The organism is Vibrio sp. D401a (assembly GCF_030248515.1).
GTDB classification, from domain to species: Bacteria; Pseudomonadota; Gammaproteobacteria; order Enterobacterales; family Vibrionaceae; genus Vibrio; species Vibrio rotiferianus.
In genome coordinates, this window is the sequence record NZ_JAHGAI010000067.1 from 12,413 (window position 1) to 36,193 (window position 23,781).

General features: G+C 46.7%; 21 protein-coding genes and 1 riboswitch. Of the genes, 10 read left to right on the plus strand and 11 right to left on the minus strand.

The window, feature by feature from the left end; genetic code table 11:
• The first annotated feature begins 101 nt into the window (after positions 1-101).
• From rarD to ggt, 4 genes are all read left to right on the plus strand, one after another.
• A complete protein-coding gene (gene rarD / locus KIV41_RS23065; RefSeq protein WP_285337749.1) occupies positions 102-1,016 on the plus strand; it encodes an EamA family transporter RarD in 915 nt (304 codons plus the stop codon).
• A gap of 72 nt (positions 1,017-1,088) precedes the next feature.
• Positions 1,089-1,886: an AraC family transcriptional regulator gene (locus KIV41_RS23070; RefSeq protein WP_285337750.1), complete on the plus strand. Its 798-nt coding sequence runs from the start codon at positions 1,089-1,091 to the stop codon at positions 1,884-1,886.
• 91 nt (positions 1,887-1,977) lie between these two features.
• Positions 1,978-2,637: a LysE family translocator gene (locus KIV41_RS23075; protein ID WP_005440026.1), complete on the plus strand. Its 660-nt coding sequence runs from the start codon at positions 1,978-1,980 to the stop codon at positions 2,635-2,637.
• A gap of 111 nt (positions 2,638-2,748) precedes the next feature.
• Positions 2,749-4,515 (plus strand): gamma-glutamyltransferase, encoded by a 1,767-nt coding sequence (gene ggt / locus KIV41_RS23080; protein WP_285337751.1) that lies wholly within the window; start codon positions 2,749-2,751, stop codon positions 4,513-4,515.
• Between the two features lie 749 nt (positions 4,516-5,264).
• Here ggt and uvrD read toward each other — a convergent pair.
• Positions 5,265-7,439: a DNA helicase II gene (uvrD, locus tag KIV41_RS23085; RefSeq protein ID WP_285337752.1), complete on the minus strand. Its 2,175-nt coding sequence runs from the start codon at positions 7,437-7,439 to the stop codon at positions 5,265-5,267.
• A gap of 280 nt (positions 7,440-7,719) precedes the next feature.
• Between uvrD and KIV41_RS23090 the strand changes: the two genes are divergently transcribed.
• The 4 genes from KIV41_RS23090 to KIV41_RS23105 all read left to right on the plus strand — a co-directional run bounded on the left by KIV41_RS23090 (position 7,720) and on the right by KIV41_RS23105 (position 10,160).
• On the plus strand, positions 7,720-7,980 hold the full coding sequence (locus KIV41_RS23090; RefSeq protein WP_005451246.1) for a DUF2282 domain-containing protein: 261 nt from the start codon (positions 7,720-7,722) through the stop codon (positions 7,978-7,980).
• An 86-nt stretch (positions 7,981-8,066) separates the two neighbouring features.
• On the plus strand, positions 8,067-8,939 hold the full coding sequence (locus KIV41_RS23095) for a DUF692 domain-containing protein (protein WP_152163784.1): 873 nt from the start codon (positions 8,067-8,069) through the stop codon (positions 8,937-8,939).
• Positions 8,936-9,694 carry a DNA-binding domain-containing protein gene (locus tag KIV41_RS23100; RefSeq protein ID WP_009703118.1) on the plus strand — a complete coding sequence of 253 codons (759 nt, stop codon included), beginning with the start codon at positions 8,936-8,938 and terminating at the stop codon, positions 9,692-9,694. Before KIV41_RS23095 ends, KIV41_RS23100 begins: the two co-directional genes overlap by 4 nt.
• 10 nt (positions 9,695-9,704) lie before the next feature.
• Positions 9,705-10,160 (plus strand): DoxX family protein, encoded by a 456-nt coding sequence (locus KIV41_RS23105; RefSeq protein ID WP_009696777.1) that lies wholly within the window; start codon positions 9,705-9,707, stop codon positions 10,158-10,160.
• A gap of 32 nt (positions 10,161-10,192) precedes the next feature.
• Here the strand turns inward: KIV41_RS23105 and KIV41_RS23110 are convergent, their stop codons facing one another.
• Both KIV41_RS23110 and KIV41_RS23115 read right to left on the minus strand, forming a co-directional pair.
• Entirely contained in the window at positions 10,193-10,474 is a 282-nt protein-coding gene (locus KIV41_RS23110; RefSeq protein WP_005443411.1) for a hypothetical protein, read from the minus strand.
• A gap of 91 nt (positions 10,475-10,565) precedes the next feature.
• Positions 10,566-11,759 carry a multidrug effflux MFS transporter gene (locus KIV41_RS23115; protein WP_285337753.1) on the minus strand — a complete coding sequence of 398 codons (1,194 nt, stop codon included), beginning with the start codon at positions 11,757-11,759 and terminating at the stop codon, positions 10,566-10,568.
• Between the two features lie 107 nt (positions 11,760-11,866).
• Here KIV41_RS23115 and KIV41_RS23120 point away from each other — a divergent pair, with 107 nt between their 5' ends.
• Positions 11,867-12,808 carry a LysR substrate-binding domain-containing protein gene (locus KIV41_RS23120; protein WP_010444599.1) on the plus strand — a complete coding sequence of 314 codons (942 nt, stop codon included), beginning with the start codon at positions 11,867-11,869 and terminating at the stop codon, positions 12,806-12,808.
• A gap of 203 nt (positions 12,809-13,011) precedes the next feature.
• A complete protein-coding gene (locus KIV41_RS23125) occupies positions 13,012-14,802 on the plus strand; it encodes an aminopeptidase P family protein (RefSeq protein ID WP_285337754.1) in 1,791 nt (596 codons plus the stop codon).
• Positions 14,803-14,930: 128 nt separating this feature from the next.
• Here KIV41_RS23125 and thiH read toward each other — a convergent pair whose 3' ends face one another.
• The 8 genes from thiH to KIV41_RS23165 all read right to left on the minus strand — a co-directional run bounded on the left by thiH (position 14,931) and on the right by KIV41_RS23165 (position 23,475).
• Positions 14,931-16,043 carry a 2-iminoacetate synthase ThiH gene (gene thiH / locus KIV41_RS23130; protein WP_285337755.1) on the minus strand — a complete coding sequence of 371 codons (1,113 nt, stop codon included), beginning with the start codon at positions 16,041-16,043 and terminating at the stop codon, positions 14,931-14,933.
• A gap of 34 nt (positions 16,044-16,077) precedes the next feature.
• Complete coding sequence (locus tag KIV41_RS23135; protein ID WP_005397059.1) at positions 16,078-16,845, minus strand: thiazole synthase; 768 nt, start codon at positions 16,843-16,845, stop codon at positions 16,078-16,080.
• Between the two features lie 5 nt (positions 16,846-16,850).
• A complete protein-coding gene (gene thiS / locus KIV41_RS23140) occupies positions 16,851-17,105 on the minus strand; it encodes a sulfur carrier protein ThiS (protein WP_104411082.1) in 255 nt (84 codons plus the stop codon).
• 38 nt (positions 17,106-17,143) lie between these two features.
• On the minus strand, positions 17,144-17,917 hold the full coding sequence (locus tag KIV41_RS23145; RefSeq protein WP_285337756.1) for a HesA/MoeB/ThiF family protein: 774 nt from the start codon (positions 17,915-17,917) through the stop codon (positions 17,144-17,146).
• Complete coding sequence (locus KIV41_RS23150) at positions 17,904-19,319, minus strand: thiamine phosphate synthase (protein ID WP_285337757.1); 1,416 nt, start codon at positions 19,317-19,319, stop codon at positions 17,904-17,906. Before KIV41_RS23150 ends, KIV41_RS23145 begins: the two co-directional genes overlap by 14 nt.
• Complete coding sequence (gene thiC, locus KIV41_RS23155) at positions 19,319-21,259, minus strand: phosphomethylpyrimidine synthase ThiC (RefSeq protein WP_285337758.1); 1,941 nt, start codon at positions 21,257-21,259, stop codon at positions 19,319-19,321. The genes KIV41_RS23150 and thiC overlap by 1 nt, the downstream gene beginning before the upstream one ends.
• Positions 21,260-21,424: 165 nt before the next feature.
• Positions 21,425-21,523, minus strand: a riboswitch (TPP riboswitch).
• A gap of 61 nt (positions 21,524-21,584) precedes the next feature.
• Positions 21,585-21,968: a fluoride efflux transporter CrcB gene (crcB, locus tag KIV41_RS23160; protein ID WP_005535872.1), complete on the minus strand. Its 384-nt coding sequence runs from the start codon at positions 21,966-21,968 to the stop codon at positions 21,585-21,587.
• Between the two features lie 124 nt (positions 21,969-22,092).
• On the minus strand, positions 22,093-23,475 hold the full coding sequence (locus tag KIV41_RS23165; protein ID WP_252042146.1) for a multicopper oxidase family protein: 1,383 nt from the start codon (positions 23,473-23,475) through the stop codon (positions 22,093-22,095).
• Positions 23,476-23,781: the final 306 nt, after the last annotated feature.

Genomic DNA, 23,781 nt, shown 5'->3' on the forward strand with positions numbered 1-23,781 from the left:
TGGGGTTTCATGGTGAATAAAACCGCAAATTGTTAGGTGATTCAGCTCACGACTCGTATACTGATTTTCTGCTCTATAAAAACTCAATTAGGTGACATCCCATGACACCAGAAGAACAACAACGCTCACGGCAAGGCGTCTTGCTTGCTATTGGCGCGTACACCATGTGGGGCATCGCACCCATTTACTTCAAATCGATTGCTGAAGTCTCACCACTAGAGATCTTAAGCCACCGAGTGATTTGGTCTTTCTTTTTGCTAGCCGCACTCCTCCATTTTGGTCGCCATTGGCGCTCGGTTCGCGACATCATTAAAAACAAAACCAAGATGATGTTTCTGGTTTCTACTGCCATTTTGGTGGGTGCAAACTGGTTGATCTTCATTTGGGCGGTGAACTCGAATCACATGCTCGATGCCAGCTTAGGTTATTACATTAACCCACTGATCAACGTCTTACTCGGGATGGTCTTCCTTGGCGAGCGTCTACGTAAGCTTCAGTGGTTCGCGGTTGTCCTTGCTGCTTGTGGCGTATTAGTTCAGCTGATCGTCTTCGGCTCGGTGCCTGTGGTCGCTATAGCGCTGGCAATGAGTTTCGGCTTTTATGGCTTGCTGCGTAAGAAAGTCAGTGTGGAAGCACAAACCGGACTGTTTATTGAAACCTTGGTGATGTTACCTGCTGCAGCGATTTACCTGTTGTTTATTGCGAGTTCACCGACGTCCAACATGCTAGATAACCCAATGCAGCTTAATACCTTGTTGATTGCTGCAGGCGTGATCACTACTCTGCCGCTACTGTGTTTTACTGGCGCAGCAACCCGTCTAAAGCTATCGACGTTGGGCTTCTTCCAATACATAGGTCCGAGTTTGATGTTCTTGCTTGCGGTGCTGATTTACGGCGAACCGTTCACCAGCGATAAAGCCATTACCTTCGCCTTTATTTGGGGCGCCTTGGTGGTGTTTAGCTTTGATGGTCTGCGTAATAACAGCAAGTCACGCAAAGCGGCTCGTGCTGCCTGATCGTTTTTTACAAGACATTTAAGAAATTGATGGATAAGCTTGGTCATAATGTGACCAAGCTTTTTTTATTTAATGGAACATATTCAGTACTACGCAACCGACCATGACAACTTGAGTCTGATAGAGGCGAAATACCAGAAATTTGCTTTTCAAAGGCATTACCACCTGGATTTTCATCTCGGTCTGATCACGCATGGTGCGCAGAAGTTCCAATACCAAGGTAACAGCCACCAAGTTGGTCACGGGCAAATTGTGATAATGCCGCCAGATGAGCTGCACGACGGGCAATCTAAGCTCGAAAGTGGCTATGAAGTGAATGTATTTGCGATCGAACCTCACCTATTGAGCGATCTGGCTGATCTTAAGCAAAACGGTCAAATAATACACTTCAACGAGCTGATCATCTCGGATCCACAGATATTTTCACAACTTAGTAACTTACATGGGCTACTTCGTCGTGAAAACCTCAGCCAACTCACCAAAGATTGCCTTCCTTTTGAAGGATTTAACCAGCTTTTTGATCGCTACGGATCGCTTGAGCGACAAAAAGTAGTACCACTTGGGAATCAATCGCTTGGGACGTTAAAAGATTATCTAATGGCAAACCTCGACCAAGCGGTGCGTTTGGATTCACTTTCAGAGCTGTGCCAACTGAGCCCAACTCAGTTCCAGCGCCACTTTAAAGCGCAAACCGGCATGACGCCTTATGCATGGTTCGCACGCCTGCGCCTTGAACAGGGCATGAAGTTACTGCAAGCTGGTCAATGTGGTACCGACGTCGCCCATCAGATCGGTTTCTACGATCAAGCGCATTTCAGCAAAACGTTTAAACAGACCTACGGCGTTTCCCCTTCTCAAGTGACTCGTTAATTTCATTTACCGAGAAAGCTGTCAGTTTTTTACAAGCGCCACAGGTGACTTGCCACGACAATAGCCGCATTGGTTATATTTGAGATGTGTTATGAATGAATCCACCATATTGCTGACGCTCGCCAGCATTCACTTTATTGCCCTAATGAGTCCAGGTCCCGACTTTGCTCTGGTGGTACAAAACGCGACGCGTCATGGTCGTCAAACTGGCTTGTACATTGCGTTGGGATTGTCCGTCGGTATTTTGCTGCACTCTTTATTCAGCCTGACAGGCGTGAGTTATATCGTCCACCAGCACCCAGTGTTGTACTCGGTGGTGCAACTGCTCGGTGGTAGTTACCTGCTCTACTTAGGTATTGGTGCATTGCGCGCCGTGATCTCAATGATCAAAAACCCGCTAGCGGATCAACCTAAGAAGCAAAACAACCTAGTGATCAGCAATAAGCGTCAGGCATTTGCTAAAGGATTTGCGACCAACATCCTTAACCCAAAAGCCTTGGTGTTCTTTATCAGTTTGATGTCGAGCTTAGTCCCTGCAGGTATGTCGATCACTGGCAAAGGTATTGCTTTGGTCATCCTGTTTGGCTTGTCGCTATTCTGGTTCTCTAGCCTTGCATGGATGCTGTCGACGCAGCGCTTACAACGTAAATTGCAACAAGCAGGCATCTACATCGACGGTCTGTGTGGCGTGGTATTTACTCTCGTGGGCGGCAGTATTTTGTACCAAACCATCAGCACTTTTATCGGATAAAGTACTGATTTAAAAGCGTAGCACAATCGACATTTCTAAGATTGCTGACTCGACGTGACTCTTCATGACTGCCAAGCTGAAAGCACAAAACTGGCAACATGGAGAGTCATCATGCATTGGACGTTCAACCGACTCGTGACCACGGGTCTTTTTCTTACTTCCCCACTAATCTTATCTACCTCAGCCTTTGCTAACCAAGCAGCAGATGCGGTTGCGCCGGAGCACAGCACTGGCTTCGAGCAAAAGCAATTGGTTAAAGCCAAAGATTATATGGTCACAGCAGCCAACCCACTTGCCACCCAAGCTGGTGCGGATGTTCTTGCACAAGGTGGTAATGCTATTGATGCCATGGTTGCCGTGCAACTGATGCTGGGCTTGGTAGAGCCGCAATCATCAGGTATTGGTGGCGGTGCCTTCTTAGTGTATTGGGACAGTGAGAAGCAAAAACTAACCACGTATGATGGACGCGAGACCGCACCGCTCGCCGCGACGCCGAAACTCTTCCTGGATGACAAAGGACAACCACTGCAATTTTACGATGCGGTTGTCGGTGGGCGCTCCGTTGCCACTCCTGGCACTGTGAAACTACTGTGGGACACGCACCAGAAATACGGCAAGTTGGAATGGAAAAAGATCATCCAACCTGTGATTACCTTGGCTGAGCAAGGTTTCGAAGTAAGTCCTCGCCTCGCGAGTCTGATTGAGAAAGATGCCAAGCGCCTATCACGCTTCCCTGCGACTAAGGCTTACTTCTTTAATCCAGATGGCTCACCAAAAGCCGAAGGCACATTGTTGAAGAACCCTGAATACGCGCAAACTCTGACGGCAATTGCAGAACAGGGGGCAAAAGCTTTCTATCAAGGCGATATCGCCACAGACATCATCAAGACAGTACAGAATGCACCGGGCAATCCTGGCGTATTGGCACAACCTGACTTTGATGCGTTCCAAATCAAGCAACGTGAACCGGTTTGTGCGGCTTACCAAAGCTATGACATCTGCGGCATGGGACCACCTAGCTCTGGCGCATTGACGGTTGGACAGATTCTTGCGATCACCGAGCAATACGATCTTAAAGGTTGGGGAGCCGAAAGCGCGAAATCATGGCAAGTGATCGCCGATGCATCGCGCCTTGCGTTTGCGGATCGCGGTAAGTACATGGCTGACCAAGATTATGTGCCAATGCCAACCGAAGGCTTACTTGATAAAGATTATCTCAAACAACGTTCTGAGCTCATTCAAGTCGGTAAAGCGTTGAGTAAGGTTGAAGCCGGTAACCCACCGTGGTCACACGCGATGAACTTAAGCATGGATCAATCGATCGAGCTGCCTTCCACCAGCCATTTCAATATCGTCGATAAGCAAGGCAATGTGGTTTCAATGACAACGACCATTGAGAACGCTTTTGGCTCACGCCTGATGGTGCGCGGCTTCTTGCTCAACAACGAACTGACCGACTTCTCCTTCCGCACTCACCAAGATGGTGTGCCAATCGCGAACCGCTTAGAACCGGGCAAACGCCCACGTTCATCCATGGCACCAACCATTATGATGAAGGATGACAAACCTTACATGGCAATTGGCTCACCGGGTGGCAGCCGCATCATTGGTTACGTCGCACAAGCCATTATCGCCCACACGCAGTGGGATATGGACATCCAAAGCGCGATTAATCAGCCACGATTACTGAACCGTTTTGGTACCTTAGATATTGAGCAAGGTACCGCTGCAGAAGGCTTACAGCCTGAGTTGGAAAAGATGGGTTTTAAAACTGATGTTCGTGATTTGAACTCTGGACTGCATGCGATACGTATAACAAAAGACGGTCTTGAGGGCGCAGCCGATCCAAGGCGTGAAGGTGCCGCTATCGGGCAGTAAGAGTCTTTCGCTCGACCCCTTGTGCGAGATCTCTCACAAAGGGTTGAGCAAACCTCTCTTTTTTAATGGTAAAACCGTACAACAAAGAGCATAAGTCATTGAATTTAATATTTATGTATCTTTTTTGAACGCTAAGAGAGTGAAAAAATGTGAGATTAGCCCGTTGTTGGAAATCGTTAAACACGTAATATTAAACCTGTCGGAAGGATGCTGACACGGAACAGGAAACACCACTGACTTGGTGAACTTCAGGAAGAAGAAACGGTTATTCAGGATGAATAGTCGGGCATGGATTGCAAAATTGGACATTGAACGGAATCAATAGTGACTAGGATGGTTGCTACTAAGGACGGGAAATGGACACCTCTGGATGAGGCAAGGATTTGAACATCAGGATGATGTCAGGGACACCGCTCAAGGAACAAGTGATGAGAGCTAACGAGGATAGTTAGCAGACCAGGATAAGGTCATTAAGGACACCGCTAGGAAGGCGACGTAAGGATTAAGCTGACGGATTCAGTACACTATCATGGATTAGATGCATGGAGCACTCTTAGTAGCCGGATTGCTGCGAGTAAGACTATAACCCCGATGGGCGCAAGCCCTCGGGGTTTTTCTTTGCCTAAAATTTTTCTCAGCAGCCCTGCAGAAAACAGACATTCACTAACAACACCCTACTTTCACTTAAAACGGCACAAACAAAAAGAGCCGCCGAAGCAGCTCTTGAGTTGATCAGTTTTGGTGAGGCCTTACAGTTTCTCTAGTCGAGCGTAAGCAGTCACCAACCATTTGATACCCTCACCATTAAAGGCAATCTGTACGCGACTCTGTGGACCACTGCCTTCGAAGTTGATGATGGTGCCCTCACCAAACTTAGGATGCATCACACGAGAACCTAGCGTAAAGCCAGTTTCATTGAAGCTCTCTTTCACCGCCGTTTGGCTAAATCGACCACTGCTTGCAGGACGGCTAACTTGCGCCTTCATGCGTACTTCGTCTAAACACGTTTCTGGCAGTTCACGGATAAAGCGAGACGGTTTATGGTACTTATCCTGACCGTACAAACGGCGCATTTCAGCATAAGTGATGTACAGTTTCTGCATCGCACGGGTCATGCCTACGTAACACAGACGACGTTCTTCTTCTAAACGCCCTGCTTCTTCTGCCGACATTTGGCTTGGGAACATGCCTTCTTCCACACCAACCATAAACACCAATGGGAACTCTAGACCTTTAGCACTGTGCAATGTCATGAGCTGAACCGCATCTTCAAACTCGTCCGCTTGTCCTTCGCCCGCTTCTAATGCTGCGTGGGTTAGGAATGCCGTCAGCAAGGACATGTCTTCGGCTTCTTCTGGTTTCTCGAATTGGCGAGTTGCGGTCACCAATTCCTCCAAGTTCTCAATACGCGCCTTAGACTTTTCACCCTTCTCCTGCTCGTACATCGCGAACAAGCCCGAGTATTTGATCACATGGTCAGTTTGGTGATGCAGCGGCATCTCGATGGTGTCGTCTTCTAGTGCCGTAACAAGCTCGATAAAACGGCTCAGAGCACCAGCAGCACGACCTGCAAGCACCTTCTCATCCAACATAGCCACACTCGCTTCCCACATGGTGCAACCACGGTCACGAGCCGCAAAACGGATGGTTTCAAGCGTCTTATCACCCAAACCACGCGTTGGCGTATTCACTACACGTTCAAATGCCGCATCATCATTACGGTTGGCAATCAGACGCATGTAGCTCAAGGCATCTTTGATTTCCTGACGTTCGAAGAATCGCATGCCGCCGTAGATACGGTAAGGCAGACCTGCTTGGATTAGTGCTTCTTCAAGAACACGCGACTGGGCGTTATTTCGGTAAAGCATTGCAGCGTCATTCAGAGCACCGCCCTTGTCTTGCCACTCTTTGATTTTGTTTACCGCAAAACGGGCTTCGTCTAGTTCGTTGTAAGCGCTATAAATCGAGATAGGCTCACCGACAACGCCATCAGTCCAAAGCTCTTTACCCATACGCTCGGTATTATTCGCGATCAGAGCGTTGGACGCTTCCAGAATGGTCTTGGTTGAACGGTAGTTTTGCTCAAGACGAATGGTATTCACGCTTGGGAATTCCAGCGTAAACTTCTCAATGTTCTCGACTTTTGCACCACGCCAGCCGTAAATCGACTGGTCGTCATCACCTACGATCATCACGTGACACTCAGGACCCGCCATCATACGTAGCCAAGCATATTGGATGTTGTTGGTATCTTGGAACTCGTCCACCAAGATATGCTTAAAGCGTGCTTGGTAGTGTTCACGGACGAACTTGTTATCACGCAGTAGCTCATGTGCGCGCAGCAAGATTTCCGCAAAATCGACTAAACCAGCACGATCACACGCTTCTTGGTAAGCGGTGTACAGCTGCAGATATGTCTTGGTCACTGGATCATGATACGCATCAATGTGCGACGGACGCAGACCTTCGTCTTTCTTGCCGTTAATCCACCATGCAACTTGGCGTGCTGGCCACTGCTTCTCATCGAGGTTTTGCGCTTTGATCAAACGCTTTAGTAAACGCAGTTGGTCGTCACTGTCGATGATTTGGAAATCTTCCGGTAGCTTGGCATCAAGATAGTGCGCGCGCAGAATACGGTGACAAATGCCGTGGAAAGTACCATTCCACATGCCGCCTGCACTGCCCATCATTAGCTCTTCGATACGTCCACGCATCTCTGCCGCCGCCTTATTGGTAAAGGTTACCGACATGATTGAGAACGGAGATGATTGCTCGACCGACATCAACCAAGCGATACGGTGAACAAGAACGCGTGTCTTACCACTCCCTGCACCAGCAAGGACGAGCAAGTTTTCTAGAGGTGCTGCAACGGCTTCGCGTTGTTTGTCGTTCAAACCGTCGAGTAATAGAGATGGATCCATCATGATGAGAGCTACTGGTTATTTATACATAAAAATAGATTATAACCTAAACAACCTCTTCAGATTAGACAAAAATTCATAAAAAATTCGTCGTTTTTTTACTCGACACATCAATAAGTTATACAAATTCCATTCTTTAAAACCATTTGTTTCGAAAATTTTTCTGAAAGTTTTTTAGCCAGTTTCCTATCTTTTAAGTTAAGCAAGTTGATAACAAAAACGCCAAAACAGGCGATTCATCTTGCCAACTTAAAGTAAAGGAAATCATTCAGAGGAATTTATTATGAAAAAGTCGAATCTAGCTGTTACTGCTGCTGTTACTGGTCTTCTAGCTCTTGGTGGTACAATGCTAACTGCAGCTCCAGCTGTCGCTGCTGATAAAGAGAAGTGCTACGGCGTTTCTAAAGCAGGTAAAAACGACTGTGCAACGAAAAGCAGCTCATGCGCGGGTACTTCTAAAGAAGATAACCAAAAAGACGCATTCGTAGTCGTACCAAAAGGTCTATGTGACAAACTCGTTGGCGGTAGCACTTCTTCTTCATAATCTTTTATCGCTAGCTACTGCAAGGATGCGTTGACGCTCAACCGGCGCATCCTTCTCTTCCCGCCCGCTTTGAAAAGGAGTTTCACGTGAAACACCACACCTTCCACGACCTTGTTGGAGTTGGATTAAGAACGCCTCACCTCGATTATTTTAGCCAAAACAAACCCAAGTTATCTTGGTTAGAAATCCACAGTGAAAACTATTTTCAACCCAACGCTGCAGAGCGCAATCAATTACAAGCATTGCGCGAGCAGTATCAAATTAGCTGCCATGGCATTGGTCTGTCACTAGGTTCGGTGGAACGTGTGAATCAAAAGCACCTTGCTCAACTTAAAGCGCTGATTGACTCAATCGACCCGATTCTTGTTTCTGACCATTTGAGTTGGAGTGAAAACGGCGGTCACTACTTTAATGACCTGCTTCCACTTCCGTATACGGAAGAAGCGCTCAAAGTGTTCACTCGTAACGTGAATGAAGTGCAGGATTATTTGCAACGCGAGATCTTGATAGAGAACCCATCTAGTTATGTGAAGTTTCAACATTCGACCATCAGCGAATGGGAGTTTCTTACCGAAGTGCAAAAGCGCACTGACTGTCGTTTATTGCTCGATCTAAACAATGTTTATGTTTCGGCGTTCAACCACGGTTTTGATTGCGACACATACCTAGATGCAATTCCAGCCGACAAAGTGGATGAGATTCACTTGGCAGGTTTTACCATCAAACAACTCGACAAAGGTGAGATATGGATTGATACCCATAGCCGCCCAGTTAGCGATGAAGTTTGGCAACTGTTCGCGCAGTGGACAAAAAAACATGGTCCACGTCATGCATTGATTGAATGGGATTTGGATATCCCCGCGCCAGAAGTCTTGCTCGGAGAAGCGCAGAAAGCATCCCGACTGCTGTTGCAAGGCACACTTCCAAGTGAACAAAGCGAACCAAGGAAGGCATCATGAATCTAGCCACCTTACAAAGCCAGTTTGCGAAAGCCCTACACTATCAAGCACTCGGTGAAGATTGCGATATTGCCAGTGATGAGTTTACCGCTGATGAACGCATGCAGATTTACCGCAATAACTTTATCGTAAGCTTAAGCGAAGTGTTGTCCGCTACCTACCCAATGGTTGAAGCGCTACTTGGTGAAGAATGCTTTGAACAGATGGCTCGCCAGCACGTTCTCACTTATCCATTGGAAGAGGGAAATGTGGTGCATTATGGCGAAGGCTTTCAAGACACCATCATGCAGTTTAGTCAGGTGATCGCACAAGCCCCTTACAGCCCTGAAGTAGCACGCTTCGAGTGGCATATCGACCTCGCTCGTCAAGCGCAGTATGAACAATCCAGTGCTGCACAATTAAAACCGCTTGCGTTACTTGGCGAAGTGAGTGAAGAGCAACAACCCGCTTTGGTTTTGCACCTCAAACAAGGCTGCCGCAGCTTTGACTCCAGTTATGCAGTATTTGATTTGTTCAGCGCGATTCAAACTGGGCAATTCGAACAACTTAATATCAACCAATTACAGCAAGGTGTCATCTCGATTCAAGCCAATGGAGAAGCCTTGTGTCACGCACTCGATGCCGATGTGTTCCAACTGCTGCAATGTTTAGAGCAGAAACAGAGTTTGAGCGAAATACCTGAAGTTTTACTCGCTCATCTCAATAGCATCATGGCACTCGATCTCGTTGACGGCTTTACATTGAAATCAATCTAAGGAGCACTCTATGACGGATACGGTTAAAAACTTAGTGAATCGGTACGACGATTTAATCAGCACCCTACAAGCTGGCTTTGTCCCTTTACTACTTCTCTTTTGTCGCTTGTGGGTTGCATGGGTATTCTTCAATTCAGGGCTAATCAAACTCTCGTCTTGGGATAGCACACTGTATTTATTTGAGTTGGAATACCAAGTGCCAATACTGCCATGGGAATTGGCGGCTTACTTAGGTACGGCTGCAGAATTGGTTCTACCTGTGTTCTTGGCACTAGGATTGATTACCCGCCCGATGGCTGCGATTCTGTTTGTGTTCAACATCATCGCCGTGGTCTCTTACCCGCTATTGTGGGAAAAAGGTTTCTATGATCACCAACTTTGGGGATTGATGATTCTTGTAGTAATTGTGTGGGGACCAGGACCATTGTCCCTCGACCACATACTGAAGAAGAAAATCACTCACTAAAAAAATCCCCGCGTGATGCGGGGATTTTTTTATTATTTATTTAAGTAAGCCAGTAGCTCTTCAGCTGAGATACCTTGCTTCGCGAGGTCTTTTGCCATCTGCTCTACTTGCTCGCCTTTACGTGATTCAATCACTTGCTGAAATTGATACACAAGATCACGTAATACCGGCACTGGAACTTGTTTTGCCGCGCTACGAATGCGCTCAGAGCTTTGGTTACCTAATTCGTTAAGCAACTTACCAAACATCACCTTTTCTGGTGACTCTTCCATTTGCTCTAGGATACGAGCCATTTCATACGTGGTTAACGACATTACTTTATGAGTTCCGTTATGGTGTCGAGAAAAGTTTGAACGACAAATATACACGCGTTAGGTACATTGGAAAATACTAAATTACCGAGTTTTACGCATTCGCCAATTTCGCATGCCAGTTCTTACCTGCTTTGCTAAACAGAATCACCAAAGCTGGAAGCAATACCCACATATGAATCGCAATCAGAGTTTGTGGATCCAGTGATAAACGCTGTAGCGTACCCACCAACAAACCAGAGCCACTCATTTGGAACAAACCAAGCAATGCAGCCGCAGTACCCGCTTTATCACCAAACGGTTCTAACGCTTTACCAGCTGCTGCGCCAAGAATCCAAGCGAAGCCAACCGATGAGATAAAGATTGGCAGCATGAAAGACAGTGCCGTATTGTGCTCTTTCATCACCATCATGATCACGCCAGCAATTGCCAGTAAGCAGATACCAACAACCAGTGAATTGTGTGTGCCCCAGCGATCCATGAACTTAGGCGCAAGCATACAAGCAGCAATGTTGAACGCCGCATTCAGACCAAACCAGAAGGTGAATTCATTCATCGATAGTCCCATGCCTGTCATCAACACTACAGGTGCAGACGTTACATAAGCAAGAATGACCGCCATCGCCATCAAACACAGTGAAGCGTGGAAGATGAATGATGGTGTGCTCAAGACTGCCCAGTAGCGGCTCAGTTTAAATACCGCCTGCTTTTCTGTTGCAGGGTTGGTTTCCTTCATTCCAAAGAACATCATCGCTCCTGCAATTACAGCGAAACCCGCCATAAAGCTGAAGTTTGCACGCCAATCAAATTGTTGGGTTAACCAACTACCAAGGATCGGTGCCAGTGCCGGGATAAAGCAGATCGCACCGTTAAGGTAGCTGATCATCTTGCCGCTTTTCTCCGGACCAAAGATATCGCGAACTGTTGCAAAGGCTGCTACAGATGTTGCACACGCACCTAAGCCTTGTAGCAAACGAGCCATCAACATCCACTCAATATTTTGAGCACTCCACGCCAATAAAGCACTCAATGCGTAGATGGTGATGCCGCCCAATGCAACAGTTCGACGTCCGAGTTTATCTGCCAAGGGACCAGCGAACAGCTGACCAACACCCATAGCAAATAGGAACCAAGTGATGGTGTCTTGTGCCAATGCATTTTCTACCTGAAAAGTGGACGCGATAAGAGGCAAAGCAGGTAGATAGATATCAATCGCAAGCGGACTGAATAGAACTAACATGGTCAACAGCGCCATCTGTTTTTTGCTATTTGTAATATGGCTAGACACAAAACACTCCAAATTGAACAAGAACTTTTGAGCAAAGCTTAATCATCTGATGATATGAATGGAAATGATGTATACTCATGACCATTATTCCAATGGGGAAAATCACTGTGAACGTAGAGAAACTGGCACGTATCGACCTCAATTTGCTGGTCTGTTTTAAAGTGCTGATTGAAGAGTTGAATGTTACCCGAGCCGCCCACCGACTGTGCTTGAGTCAGTCTGCCGTGAGCAAATCCTTAGCGAAATTACGTACCCAATTTGATGATCCCCTATTCACTCGAAACTCACACGGATTGACGCCAACACCACGCGCATTGTTCCTTAAACCGAAACTGGATCTGTTGATAAACCAACTTGAGGTGCTGACTCAACCCGAAGAGTTCTCACCACAAAGCAGTGAGTACCGCTTTCAAATCGCAGCGGTAGAGAGTGTCTACCCGTTGATTCTTCCCCACTTCTTACCGGCGATATTCCAACAAGCGCCAGGCGTGACCATTAGTACCCACTCTTGGTCGGAACAAACGTTCAAGATGATTCAGCGTGGTGAGATCGATTTGGGCATGACAGGCCGAGATATCGACATCAACGACGCCAAGCTAACCATGTTGCCGCCAGATGACATTTGCGAACAGGAAATCTATCGCGACCACCAGATGTGTATCGTACGTAAAGACCACCCGGCTTTGAGTGGTAATTGGAACTTAGAAGCTTACCTAGCCCTGCGTCATGTTCAGGTACGTTGTGATGGCAACGACCGTTGGTTACTCGACTATCGTTTAGCCGACATTGGTCGTGAACGTGATATTGCGGTAACCGTCCCGGACTTTAACAGCGCCGCCAGTTTATGCTCTTACACCGATTTTGTGTTTACCGCGCCAAGCCACTTTGTGAAGCTGGCAGCCAAACAACATGACATGGCATTGCTGCCTCTTCCACTCGAATTCCCTCCAATGGCTTACACTTTGTTCTGGCACCGAGACAGAGAGAATGACCCAGCTTTGACTTGGTTGCGTACCATGATCACGAAAAAAACCGATCATCTTAGATAAAAATCCTGAACGCAATTTGCTCTATTAATGTAATATGAGTAGCTTAACAGTCGATAGTCCTTTTTGGCTCATCTATGGCCTGTTGTACTCCGGCTCTATTGAAGTGATTGCGAACCTCAATAGACTCAAAAACTGCATGAAGCAGATGGAAACAGCTCCCACACCTGAGCATGAAGGAGCGGTAATTTGAAGGAATAACACAGATGCACAACAATACCCTAAGCCGCGTGAATGCAATTCGCGAATGGCTAGCACAACATAATATTGATGCCCTACTTGTCCCACATGAAGACGAGTACTTGGGCGAATACGTACCGGCGCACAACGAGCGTTTACATTGGCTAACTGGTTTTACCGGTTCTGCTGGTGCTGCGGTAATCACCAAAGACAAAGCCGCTATCTTTGTTGATGGTCGCTACACGGTACAAGTCACTAAGCAGGTTCCTGCTGATCTATTCGAATACCGCCACCTGATTGAAGAGCCTGCGCTAGATTGGATTAAAGACCATCTTGCAAATGGCGCGTCTGTTGCAATCGACCCTCGCATGCACAACTCTGCTTGGCTCGACATGGCACAGGCAAAACTTGCAGGTGCACTTGAGCTTAAGGTTCTCGACAGCAACCCAATTGATGAGCTGTGGCACGACCGCCCTGCTCCTGTGGTTTCTGATGTTCGCCTAATGGCAACAGAAGCAGTTGGTCAATCAAGTGAAAGCAAACGTCAAGAAATCGCAGAGCTCGTGAAAAAAGCCGGTGCAGACAGCGCAGTGATCACAGCACTTGATTCTATCTGTTGGCTGCTCAACGTTCGTGGTCTAGATGTATCACGTCTTCCGGTTCTGCTTTCTCACGCGATTCTACACTCAGATTCAAGCGTGGAATACTTCCTAGATCCAGCTCGCCTACCTGCTGAGTTTGACGCTCACGTTGGTGCTGGCGTGACGGTTCATCACCCAGAAGCATTGCAAGCGCGACTAGAAACTCTAACTGGCAAGAATGTACTGGTTGACCCTGCGACAAGTAACGCATGGTTTAAGCTGGTTCTACAAAATGCTGGCGCATCAGTGGTGAGTAAAGCTGACCCATGCCTAATGCCAAAAGCAGCGAAGAACGCAGTTGAAATCGCAGGCATGAAAGCATGTCATATCCGTGATGGCGTGGCGATGAGTAAGTTCCTATCTTGGTTAGATGCTGAAGTCGTTGCGGGTAACCTGCATGATGAAGCGACGCTGGCTGACAAACTGGAAGCGTTCCGTAGCGAAGACCCGACGCTTATGGACCTTAGCTTCGATACTATTTCGGCAGCAGGTGGCAACGCGGCGATGTGTCACTACAACCACGAAAACCAACCTGAACCTGGCAAGCTAGAACTGAACACACTTTACCTAGTGGATTCAGGCGGTCAGTACCTAGATGGCACGACAGACATCACGCGTACCATCGCGATCGGTCAGCCTTCACAAGAGATGATTAAACAATTCACTCTCGCGCTAAAAGGTCACATCGGTGTTGCACGTGCACGTTTCCCGAAAGGCACACGTGGTTACCAAATCGATACGCTAGCTCGTCAGCACCTATGGGCGGAAGGCTACGATTACGACCACGGTACTGGTCACGGTGTTGGTCACTTCCTAAGTGTTCATGAAGGTCCGGCGAGCATTTCTAAGAAGCAAATCGACGTGCCTCTAACAGAAGGTATGGTGCTATCCAACGAGCCAGGTTACTACCGTGCAGATGCGTTTGGTATCCGTATCGAGAACCTAGAGCTTGTTGTTGAAACCCCAACTAACGGTGACTTCCCTGTTCTGTCATTTGAGTCGCTAACGCGCTGTCCAATCGACAAGCGCAATATCAACGTTGATATGCTAACTCGTCCAGAACTTGCTTGGCTGAATGATTACCATCAGAAAGTATGGGATGAGATCAGCCCGCTAGTTGAAGGTGATGTGAAAGAGTGGCTTCGTCAAGCAACGCTACCTGTAGCACACAGCTAGAAGCTAGAAGCTAGAAGCTAGAAGCTAGAAGCTAGAAAAAAGTAGAGGGTTGATGTTTTGCATCAACCCTCTTTTTTTGCCTATGTTTCACGTGAAACATAACGATGACCAGTAGCTTTCTTTGCTACTTAACCAGAATACGCCGAGTGCCAATCTCGCCATACTGGGTCAAAGCCTTTGGCTCGAATCATATCTTCCACAGAACCCGCGCTTCGCTCATCACTGATCTCAAACTGCTCGAGTTCAACATCATCCATCGCATACCCACCCGGCTGAGTTTTCGATGCAGCAGACATACTGGTAATGCCTAAAGGCAATGCGTTATCTCTGAACTTCGGTGACTCACGAGTCGATAATGACAACTCCACTTCTGGATTCAACAAACGATAAGCGCAAATCAGCTGAACAAGTTGCTTATCCGTCATGACTGATTTGGGTTGGAGCGCACCCTCACAAGGACGCAAACGCGGGAAAGAAATCGAGTAACGAGTCTGCCAATACGTGCGCTCAAGATAGTCCAAGTGCGCTGCCACATAAAAACAGTCGGTACGCCACTCTTCCAACCCTATTAAAACACCAATACCGATCTTATCAATGCCCGCCTTTGCAAGACGATCGGGTGTATCCAATCGGTATTCAAAATCCATCTTATTGCCACGCAAATGGTGCTCGGCGTAAGTCGAAGGATGATACGTTTCTTGATAGACCATCACCGCATCTAAACCCAATGTCTTGAGTTCGGCGTATTCGTCTTGATCCAGTGGCTGCACTTCCATCGCCAAATAATTAAAGCGCTTCTTAATCATCGGCACCATTTCGCGGAAGTATTTCATGCCCACTTTGGTTTCGTGTTCGCCAGTCACCAGCAATACGCTATCAAACTTCATGCGCTTGATGGCTTCAACTTCTGCTGCCACTTCGTCCCGATTCAAGGTACGACGCTTGATTCTATTCTCCATTGAGAAGCCACAATAAGTACAAGCATTGGCGCACAAGTTAGAAAGGTACAATGGAATATAAAGCGACATGGTATTACCAAAACGCTTGCGAGTTGCCGAGTATGACAGCTGCGCCATTTGCTCTAAGTACGCTTCAGCCGCTGGTGAAATTAGCGCTTTAAAGTCTTCCAAATCACGCTTGGGTTTATTCAATGCTCGCTCGACATCTTGTGCCGTTTTCGCGTAGATCGACATCGAGATGTCATCCCAATTAAGCTGCTTAAATTGTTCAACGAAGCTCATGTTTTCCTCGCTTATTAGCTAAACCAATCTAGGACTAAAGCTCATCTAGGAATGACGTCAGTGGACTCGACGCAACCGCATGAGAAACCTTACCTGCAAGTCCGGCTTCATAAGCCATACGCCCGGACTCTACCGCCAATTTAAATGCCTTCGCCATCGCAACGGGATCGCTCGAAGCTGCAATCGCGGTATTGACGAGCACGGCATCCGCGCCCATTTCCATCGCACGCGCAGCATGTGAAGGAGCACCGATACCCGCATCCACAACCACAGGAACATTAGCTTGGTCGATGATGATCTCTAGGAAGTCGTGAGAAACTATCCCTTTGTTAGAACCGATCGGCGCACCTAATGGCATGACCGCTGCACAACCCACTTCTTCCAATCGTTTACACAGAACCGGGTCAGCATGACAGTAAGGAAGGACAATGAAGCCCTCACGAACCAGTTGCTCAGCGGCAGCAAGTGTCTCAATTGGATCAGGCATCAAGTACTTCGGGTCTGGATGAATTTCCAGTTTTAACCAGTTAGTGCCCAACGCTTCTCGCGCCAGTTGTGCAGCAAACACAGCATCTTTAGCATTCTTTGCACCCGAGGTGTTCGGCAATAAGTTCACCCCCGCTTGTACTAACGGCAGCAAAATATCGTCTTGTTGGTCGTTCACATCCACACGCTTCAACGCCATGGTCGCAAGTTGAGAACCCGATACTTGAATCGCTTCTGCCATTAATCGGCTGTTGGCAAACTTCCCTGTTCCCGTGAACAGTCTTGATTCGAATTGTTTATCACCAATTTTAAGCATCGACGTTAACCCCCTGCGATCGCTTGAAACAGAGAGATGCTATCTCCCTGTGAAAGAACTGTGCTAGCCCACTCACTGCGCGGCACAACATTGTTATTAATTGCAAAAACGCAACCCATTTCAGGCAGCGCAAATTGACTAATGATTTGCTGTAGATTCGACTTACTGGCAACTTGATGCGACTGGTCATTGATGACAATAGTGATCACATCTAAGTCAGCAGCGGTCATTTGTGTTGTTTGTTGTTCTGATAACGTCATTGCTTCCAACTCTCTTAATTCTGCCCATTACTCGTAAGCTAAATCTGAGCACACACTTGGCACTGTTTGTCTTTGCTTATTGCCATGGTTTGCCATTGCAGTTTCAATCCATCAAACAGGTGTAGCTTGGCAGTCTCGACATGAAACTTTCCCGTCGCCAGTTTTTGAATTGCCGCTATCGCTTGGTAGTTACCAAGTGTCCCCACCACCGGACCGACGACACCGCTCTCACTGCACTTTTGCGTTTGCGGTAATTCGTCGAACGGATACAAACAGCGGTAACAGCCTTTACTCTGCGCTTCTTGTTCACTTGGTGTTTGGTAATCAAAAACAGCGAATTGCCCTTGCCAACCAATTGCCGCCGCCGAGATGAGCGGCGTATTTTGCTCGAAACAAACTTGGTTAATTAGCTGGCGCGTTGGCATGTTATCGCTGCAGTCGAGCACCACATCCGTTAGCATCACCTCAAGCTGCAGCTGTCCTTTGTCTAATCGCTTATTGAGAGCACGAACTTGAATCATAGAATTAAGGTCAGTCAGTTGCTTTACAGTCGCTTTTGTTTTCGCAACTTGGATGTCTTGCTCACGATAAATGATCTGACGTTGTAGGTTACTGCTAACAACTTCATCGTCATCAACCACAACCAATTTACCAACACCCGCTGATGCCAAGTACAAACTCGCTGCGCTCCCTAACCCACCACAACCGATGATCAGCACATGCGATTTGCTCAAGCGCTCTTGCCCACTTTCAGTAATTTCAGGCAGAGCGACTTGGCGTTGATAGCGAAGGAACTGCTTATCCGTGAGCATGCTCGCCTCTCTTGGTATTCGCTAATTCACTATTCTGAACAGTAAACGTTAGCTGTCTTCCCTTCATCAGTTGGGCGAAGAACTCGATAACGAATTGAGGTGATTCTGCCAAGGTAATAGCACGCACAACTGCCAAACTAGAAACACCTGTTTGCCAAACTTGGTCAGCATTAGATTGATCAATGCCACCAATTGCGACAGTCGGAAAGCCTCGTACATAACCACTTACTTGTTTGTCTTTTGCAGGACGGATAGCCAGTTCTTTGTTTCCGTAAGGAATGCTATCAATCAGCTTTTGATACAGAGCCAAGCGAACCAAACCTTGTGGTTTCGATGGCATCTGTTTTGTGGTGGTTGGGAAAATATGCCCTAGCGCGATGTAGCTAGGATGAATTTGTACGATGCGCAGTAGTTCGTAATAACCATGAGTAGAAAGACCAAGACGAATGCCGGCTTTGGTTAGCTGAGCCAAATTCGATTCTTCTATGTCTTCTTGTCCTAGGTGAACGCCATAAGCGCCATGCTTGATTGCCAACTGCCAATAGTCATTGATGAACACTTGTGCTTGATACTGACGACCTAGCTCAATTGCTCGAATGATCTGTTGTTCTAAATCGGCTTGTTGTGGGTTCTTGATTCGCAGTTGAATAGTGTTGATGCCGAGTGGCAGTAGACGCTCAATCCAATCAACATCATCAACAACTGGATAGAGCCCCAGACTTTGCTTAGTTAGAGTTGGAAAGCTAACGCTCTCACCTTGTGCAGACCAACCAACTTGAATACCTAGTCGGTTATCCTCCAGTACAGGTGTGGGGAAATCATCAAATTGGTCAGCCCACTGAACGGATCGTTCCTCGTCAAGGTTGTCATTCAACAGTGTTTCACGTGAAACATTCGCTTGTTGAGTTAGCATTCCTCGAGCAAGTGTTAACGCATCTTCGATAGGAAAATCGAGTACTGTCAGCGTTACTATCCAAGCAAGGTGATGTTCGGGATCGAACATTGCGTTGGGTTTGGACTTAATGGAAAGCGCTCTCACTTCGTTGTTAATTGGGTGACGCCAGATATCAAGCTGAAGCACTTTCTCCTTTTCATCGGATACCTGCGTATCAGCAATGCCAATATAAATCGCTTTCGACGGTTGCTTAGCACACGCTTCTACTGATAAAGCAGAGCGGTAATAGAGCACCAATGAACTCTCATGCTCAGAGTCATAACCATCAATAAGATCTGTCGTTATGCGTGTGGTCTGTTGGTCGCGAACAAGCTGAATAGATTGAGTTGCGCTCACACCCAACTCAATGTCTTCGATGCTAAAACCCTGTTCTTTCGCCAACAACAAACATTGCTGAACTAAACCTGTTAGTTCTATCAATGATGACGGAATAAGGATTTTGCTCATTAGTCACTTACCTCGGCATGTGCTGCTGGGTGGTATAACTCAGAACCTGTATCTCTAAATTCTTGCGATTTCTGACGCATCCCCTCAAGAGGGTCATCCAGCATTTTGATTGAGATAGCTTGGTCCGCAGCAACTTGCTCAGTGTCTTTCGCATACTCTCGTACCTCTTGCGAGATCTTCATCGAGCAGAACTTTGGTCCACACATCGAACAGAAGTGAGCAACTTTGCCGGACTCTTGAGGCAAGGTTTCATCATGGAAAGCACGAGCAGTATCTGGGTCAAGTGACAAGTTGAATTGGTCTTCCCAGCGGAACTCGAAGCGAGCTTTAGAAAGCGCGTTATCACGAACTTGTGCACCAGGGTGCCCTTTTGCTAAATCAGCGGCGTGCGCAGCAAGCTTGTAAGTGATCATGCCAACCTTCACGTCTTCTTTGTTTGGTAAGCCAAGATGCTCTTTAGGCGTTACGTAGCAAAGCATCGCACAGCCATACCAACCAATCATGGCTGCGCCAATACCTGAAGTAATATGGTCGTAGCCAGGAGCAACGTCTGTCGTCAGTGGACCAAGCGTGTAGAACGGAGCTTCATGACAATGCTCTAGCTGCTCTTCCATGTTCTCTTTGATCATGTGCATTGGAACATGACCCGGACCTTCAATAATCACCTGTACGTCGTATTCCCACGCTATCTTGGTCAACTCACCAAGAGTGCGAAGCTCTGCAAATTGCGCTTCGTCGTTAGCATCGGCTACCGAGCCAGGGCGCAGGCCATCACCGAGAGACAGTGCCACATCGTACTTAGCACAGATTTCACAGATCTCTCGGAAATGGGTGTATAAGAAGCTTTCTTGGTGATGCGCTAAACACCATTTCGCGATGATAGAACCGCCACGAGAGACGATGCCAGTAACGCGTTTAGCCGTCATTGGCACATAACGAAGTAATAAACCGGCATGGATAGTGAAGTAGTCAACGCCCTGCTCTGCTTGCTCGATCAGAGTATCGCGCATCACTTCCCAGTTAAGGTTTTCAGCAACACCATTCACTTTCTCAAGCGCTTGGTACATAGGTACGGTACCGATAGGAACCGGACTGTTACGTAGAATCCACTCGCGAGTTTCGTGAATGTTACGACCCGTAGAGAGATCCATAACGGTATCTCCACCCCAGCGCGTTGCCCATACTAACTTTTCTACTTCTTCCTCAATCGAAGAAGTGACCGATGAGTTACCGATGTTGGCGTTCACTTTGACCAAAAAGTTACGTCCAATGATCATCGGTTCAGATTCGGGGTGGTTGATATTAGAAGGGATAATTGCGCGACCTTCGGCAACTTCTTTACGCACAAACTCGGCGGTAATATCTTTAGGTAGGTTCGCTCCGAAGCTTTGACCCGGATGCTGTTGATTCAGCACTTCATCGCGGTATTGAGCACGCCCCATATTTTCACGCAGGGCGATGTATTCCATTTCCGGGGTGATTATACCCTTGCGAGCATAGTGCAATTGAGTCACGCACTGCCCATCTTTGGCACGTCGAATACGTGGCAGATTTCCGTAACGAAGCTCGTCTAGAGTTTCATCTTCTAGGCGCTCTTTGGTGTATACCGAGCTTACTTCATTAAGTAGTTCAGTATCGGCACGCTCTTCAATCCACCCTTCTCTCAGCTTAGGTAAGCCGTTGTAGAGGTCTATGGTGTGTTCTGGATCTGTGTATACACCCGAGGTATCGTAAACACGTACTGGCTCATTAGGCTCGAAAATAGGCGCTTCTTTTGTACCTCCAATAAGGCTATCAGCGAGTGATATTTCACGCATTGGCACACGGATATCGGGACGTGAACCCTCTACGTAGACTTTGCTTGAATTTGGGTACGGTTGTACCGAGAGTGTATCAATGAACTGTTTTGCTTCCAGTCTCGCTTGCTTGCGACTCGACATAGCATTTTTCCTTGCTTTGTTATGCTTAGATAAAAAGTATTGGGATAAAAATGCTTGGCGGATAGATGCGACAAGAGGAATCGAATTAAGGACAAGTTGAGCGGATGCTCTTCGTCTATAACAACATTCGACTATTTGATAGGTCTACCAGATAGAACTCTGGTGTAGATATCTTCTCTTGTTCCCTTCGCAGATTCTAATCTGATCAGGTTCAACGGATCCCGAATTAACGGTCTCAGCCTTATGGCACTCCGACAAGTGAAATCAGTATATAAAAACGGCTTGGTTAAACCAAGCCGACCTGATTAAGATTTGAGTGTTTTTGCTAGCTACGCATCAATAATTGGAAACCAATCCACGCAGCTGAAATGCTTAACACGACATTCAGCAATACGTTCAAGCCCATCTTAAAGAAAGCGCCCTGCTGCATAAGCAACACGTTATCCATCGAGAAAGTAGAGAATGTGGTTAATGCGCCCAAAAAGCCAAGGCCGATGATTTGACGCCATGGGTCAGTGACCATTAACTCAGTTTCAAAAGCAGCAATCAGTAGACCCATAATAAATGAGCCAACAACGTTAACCGTTAATGTACCGTATGGAAAACCACGACCAAGTAGCATCACACACAGTTCAGAAATTAAGTAACGAGAACATGCACCAAATGCGCCGCCTAATGCAATAAAACCCAAAATGGATAGTTGCCCCATAATTCCCCCAGAAAAGTTAATGGCGACATTGTAATCAAATTTACGACAATAGTGATTATACAATCTTAGAATCCAGCAAAGTAATAGCGCTTAAAACTTATCAAGATTTAAAAAGTTACAGGAGTCACTTTACTTCGATGTACCCCATCAAACCTGTCTTCATATGTTCAATCACATGACAATGGTACATCCAACGCCCTGGGTTATCTGCAACAAATGCCGCTTTCGCACTGCCGTTTTTTCCAAGTAAGACCGTATCGGTATGAAACGGTACATCGAGTTTTTTACCGTCTAATTCAAGAACGGTAAATGTGTGTCCATGCAGATGAATAGGATGATGATATTGGGTGACGTTCTTAAGGTTGAAGATATAGGTTTTTCCAAGCTCCAATGTTGAAAGCGGCGCAGGAATATTATCTTTACTCATTCCCTCCCAAGCTCGTTTGTTCATCAGCCAAAACTTAGGTATCGCTTTGCCCGATTTATCGGTGGGAGTGATCGCCCCTTCCCATTCAAACACATAATCAATTTGTTCCGCATTTTTCAAATCAAGATCTGGCACTGGGTTAAGAGGCAATAAAGGCAGTTTCTGATTGGTCGGCAGGTCAGACTCAACAACTTCGAACTCACACAAAGGGAATGGGAAGCGCCCTTTCATTTGACGCACATAAACACGTTCTCCTGCCTTCGGAGCAATCAATCCGACATCTAACCTCATTCCCGGACCAATTTTGTGTTGAGTGAGCTTATAAGGCGTTTTAACAGGATTACCATCAATAGCAATAACCCAAGCTTCTGCTCCCTCGAGAGCGATCGGATAAGTAATGGTGTTATCGACATTAGCAATTCTTAATCGCGTGGTAGCATTCTGCTTCAGCTTATAAACAGGCTCATGAACACCGTTAACGCTACTCCACTCTCCTGGCGTTCCCATGCGTGCACTCAAGCGCGGCACCATTAGATTCTTCCACTGGCCTTGTTTGTCTAAATGCCAATGCTTGAGGACGACTTCATGCTCTTCATCAAACTGAACAGGGTCTGTCTCTTCAACGATAATTAGCCCGACTAAGCCCATCCCAAGCTGCTTAACACTATTCATGTGTGGGTGATACCAAAATGTGCCCGCATCTGGCGGTGTAAATTCATAAACGAATGTTTCACCCGGCATAATAGGTGGCTGGCTCAAGAAAGGGACACCATCCATTTCAATAGGGATTCGCAAGCCATGCCAGTGGATTGTAGTCGGCTCTGAAAGCTTGTTAGTAAACCGAATAATAACTTTCTCGCCTTGGCGACAACGAATCGTAGGAGCTGGAATCGAACCATTAAACGCGAGTACATCCGTATTAAATCCTGGTACTAATTCAGCAATAGAAGGCTCTGCAGTGATGTCGTATATATGCTGACCTTGTTTGTTAGTGCTCTTAGATAGAGAACATGCAGGCAGAACGGTAAGCGCAGAGATCGCTAGGGAAGATTGAAGAAAGCGTCGACGAGATATATCCATGTATTTAGTCACTCATTATTCCAATTGATGTGAGTGTAACTAAATATTAATAATGATTCTCAGTTATCTTTTAAAGATGTGCAGTCATAATGCTTAGATTCAGAGATTATAAATAAGGATCTATATTTAATGGTCACTAACAAGATAGTAAGCACCCACACACATATAGCAAGCAAGTAAAAGAGAGCGGTTTAAGAAGAAGAGAGCCTAATGGTAAATAAGGCTAAAGCAAATAGGAAATTGAAGGCTCTAGAAACGACGAAAGCCTTGCTATTTCTAGCAAGGCTTTCTAAATAAGTGGCGGAG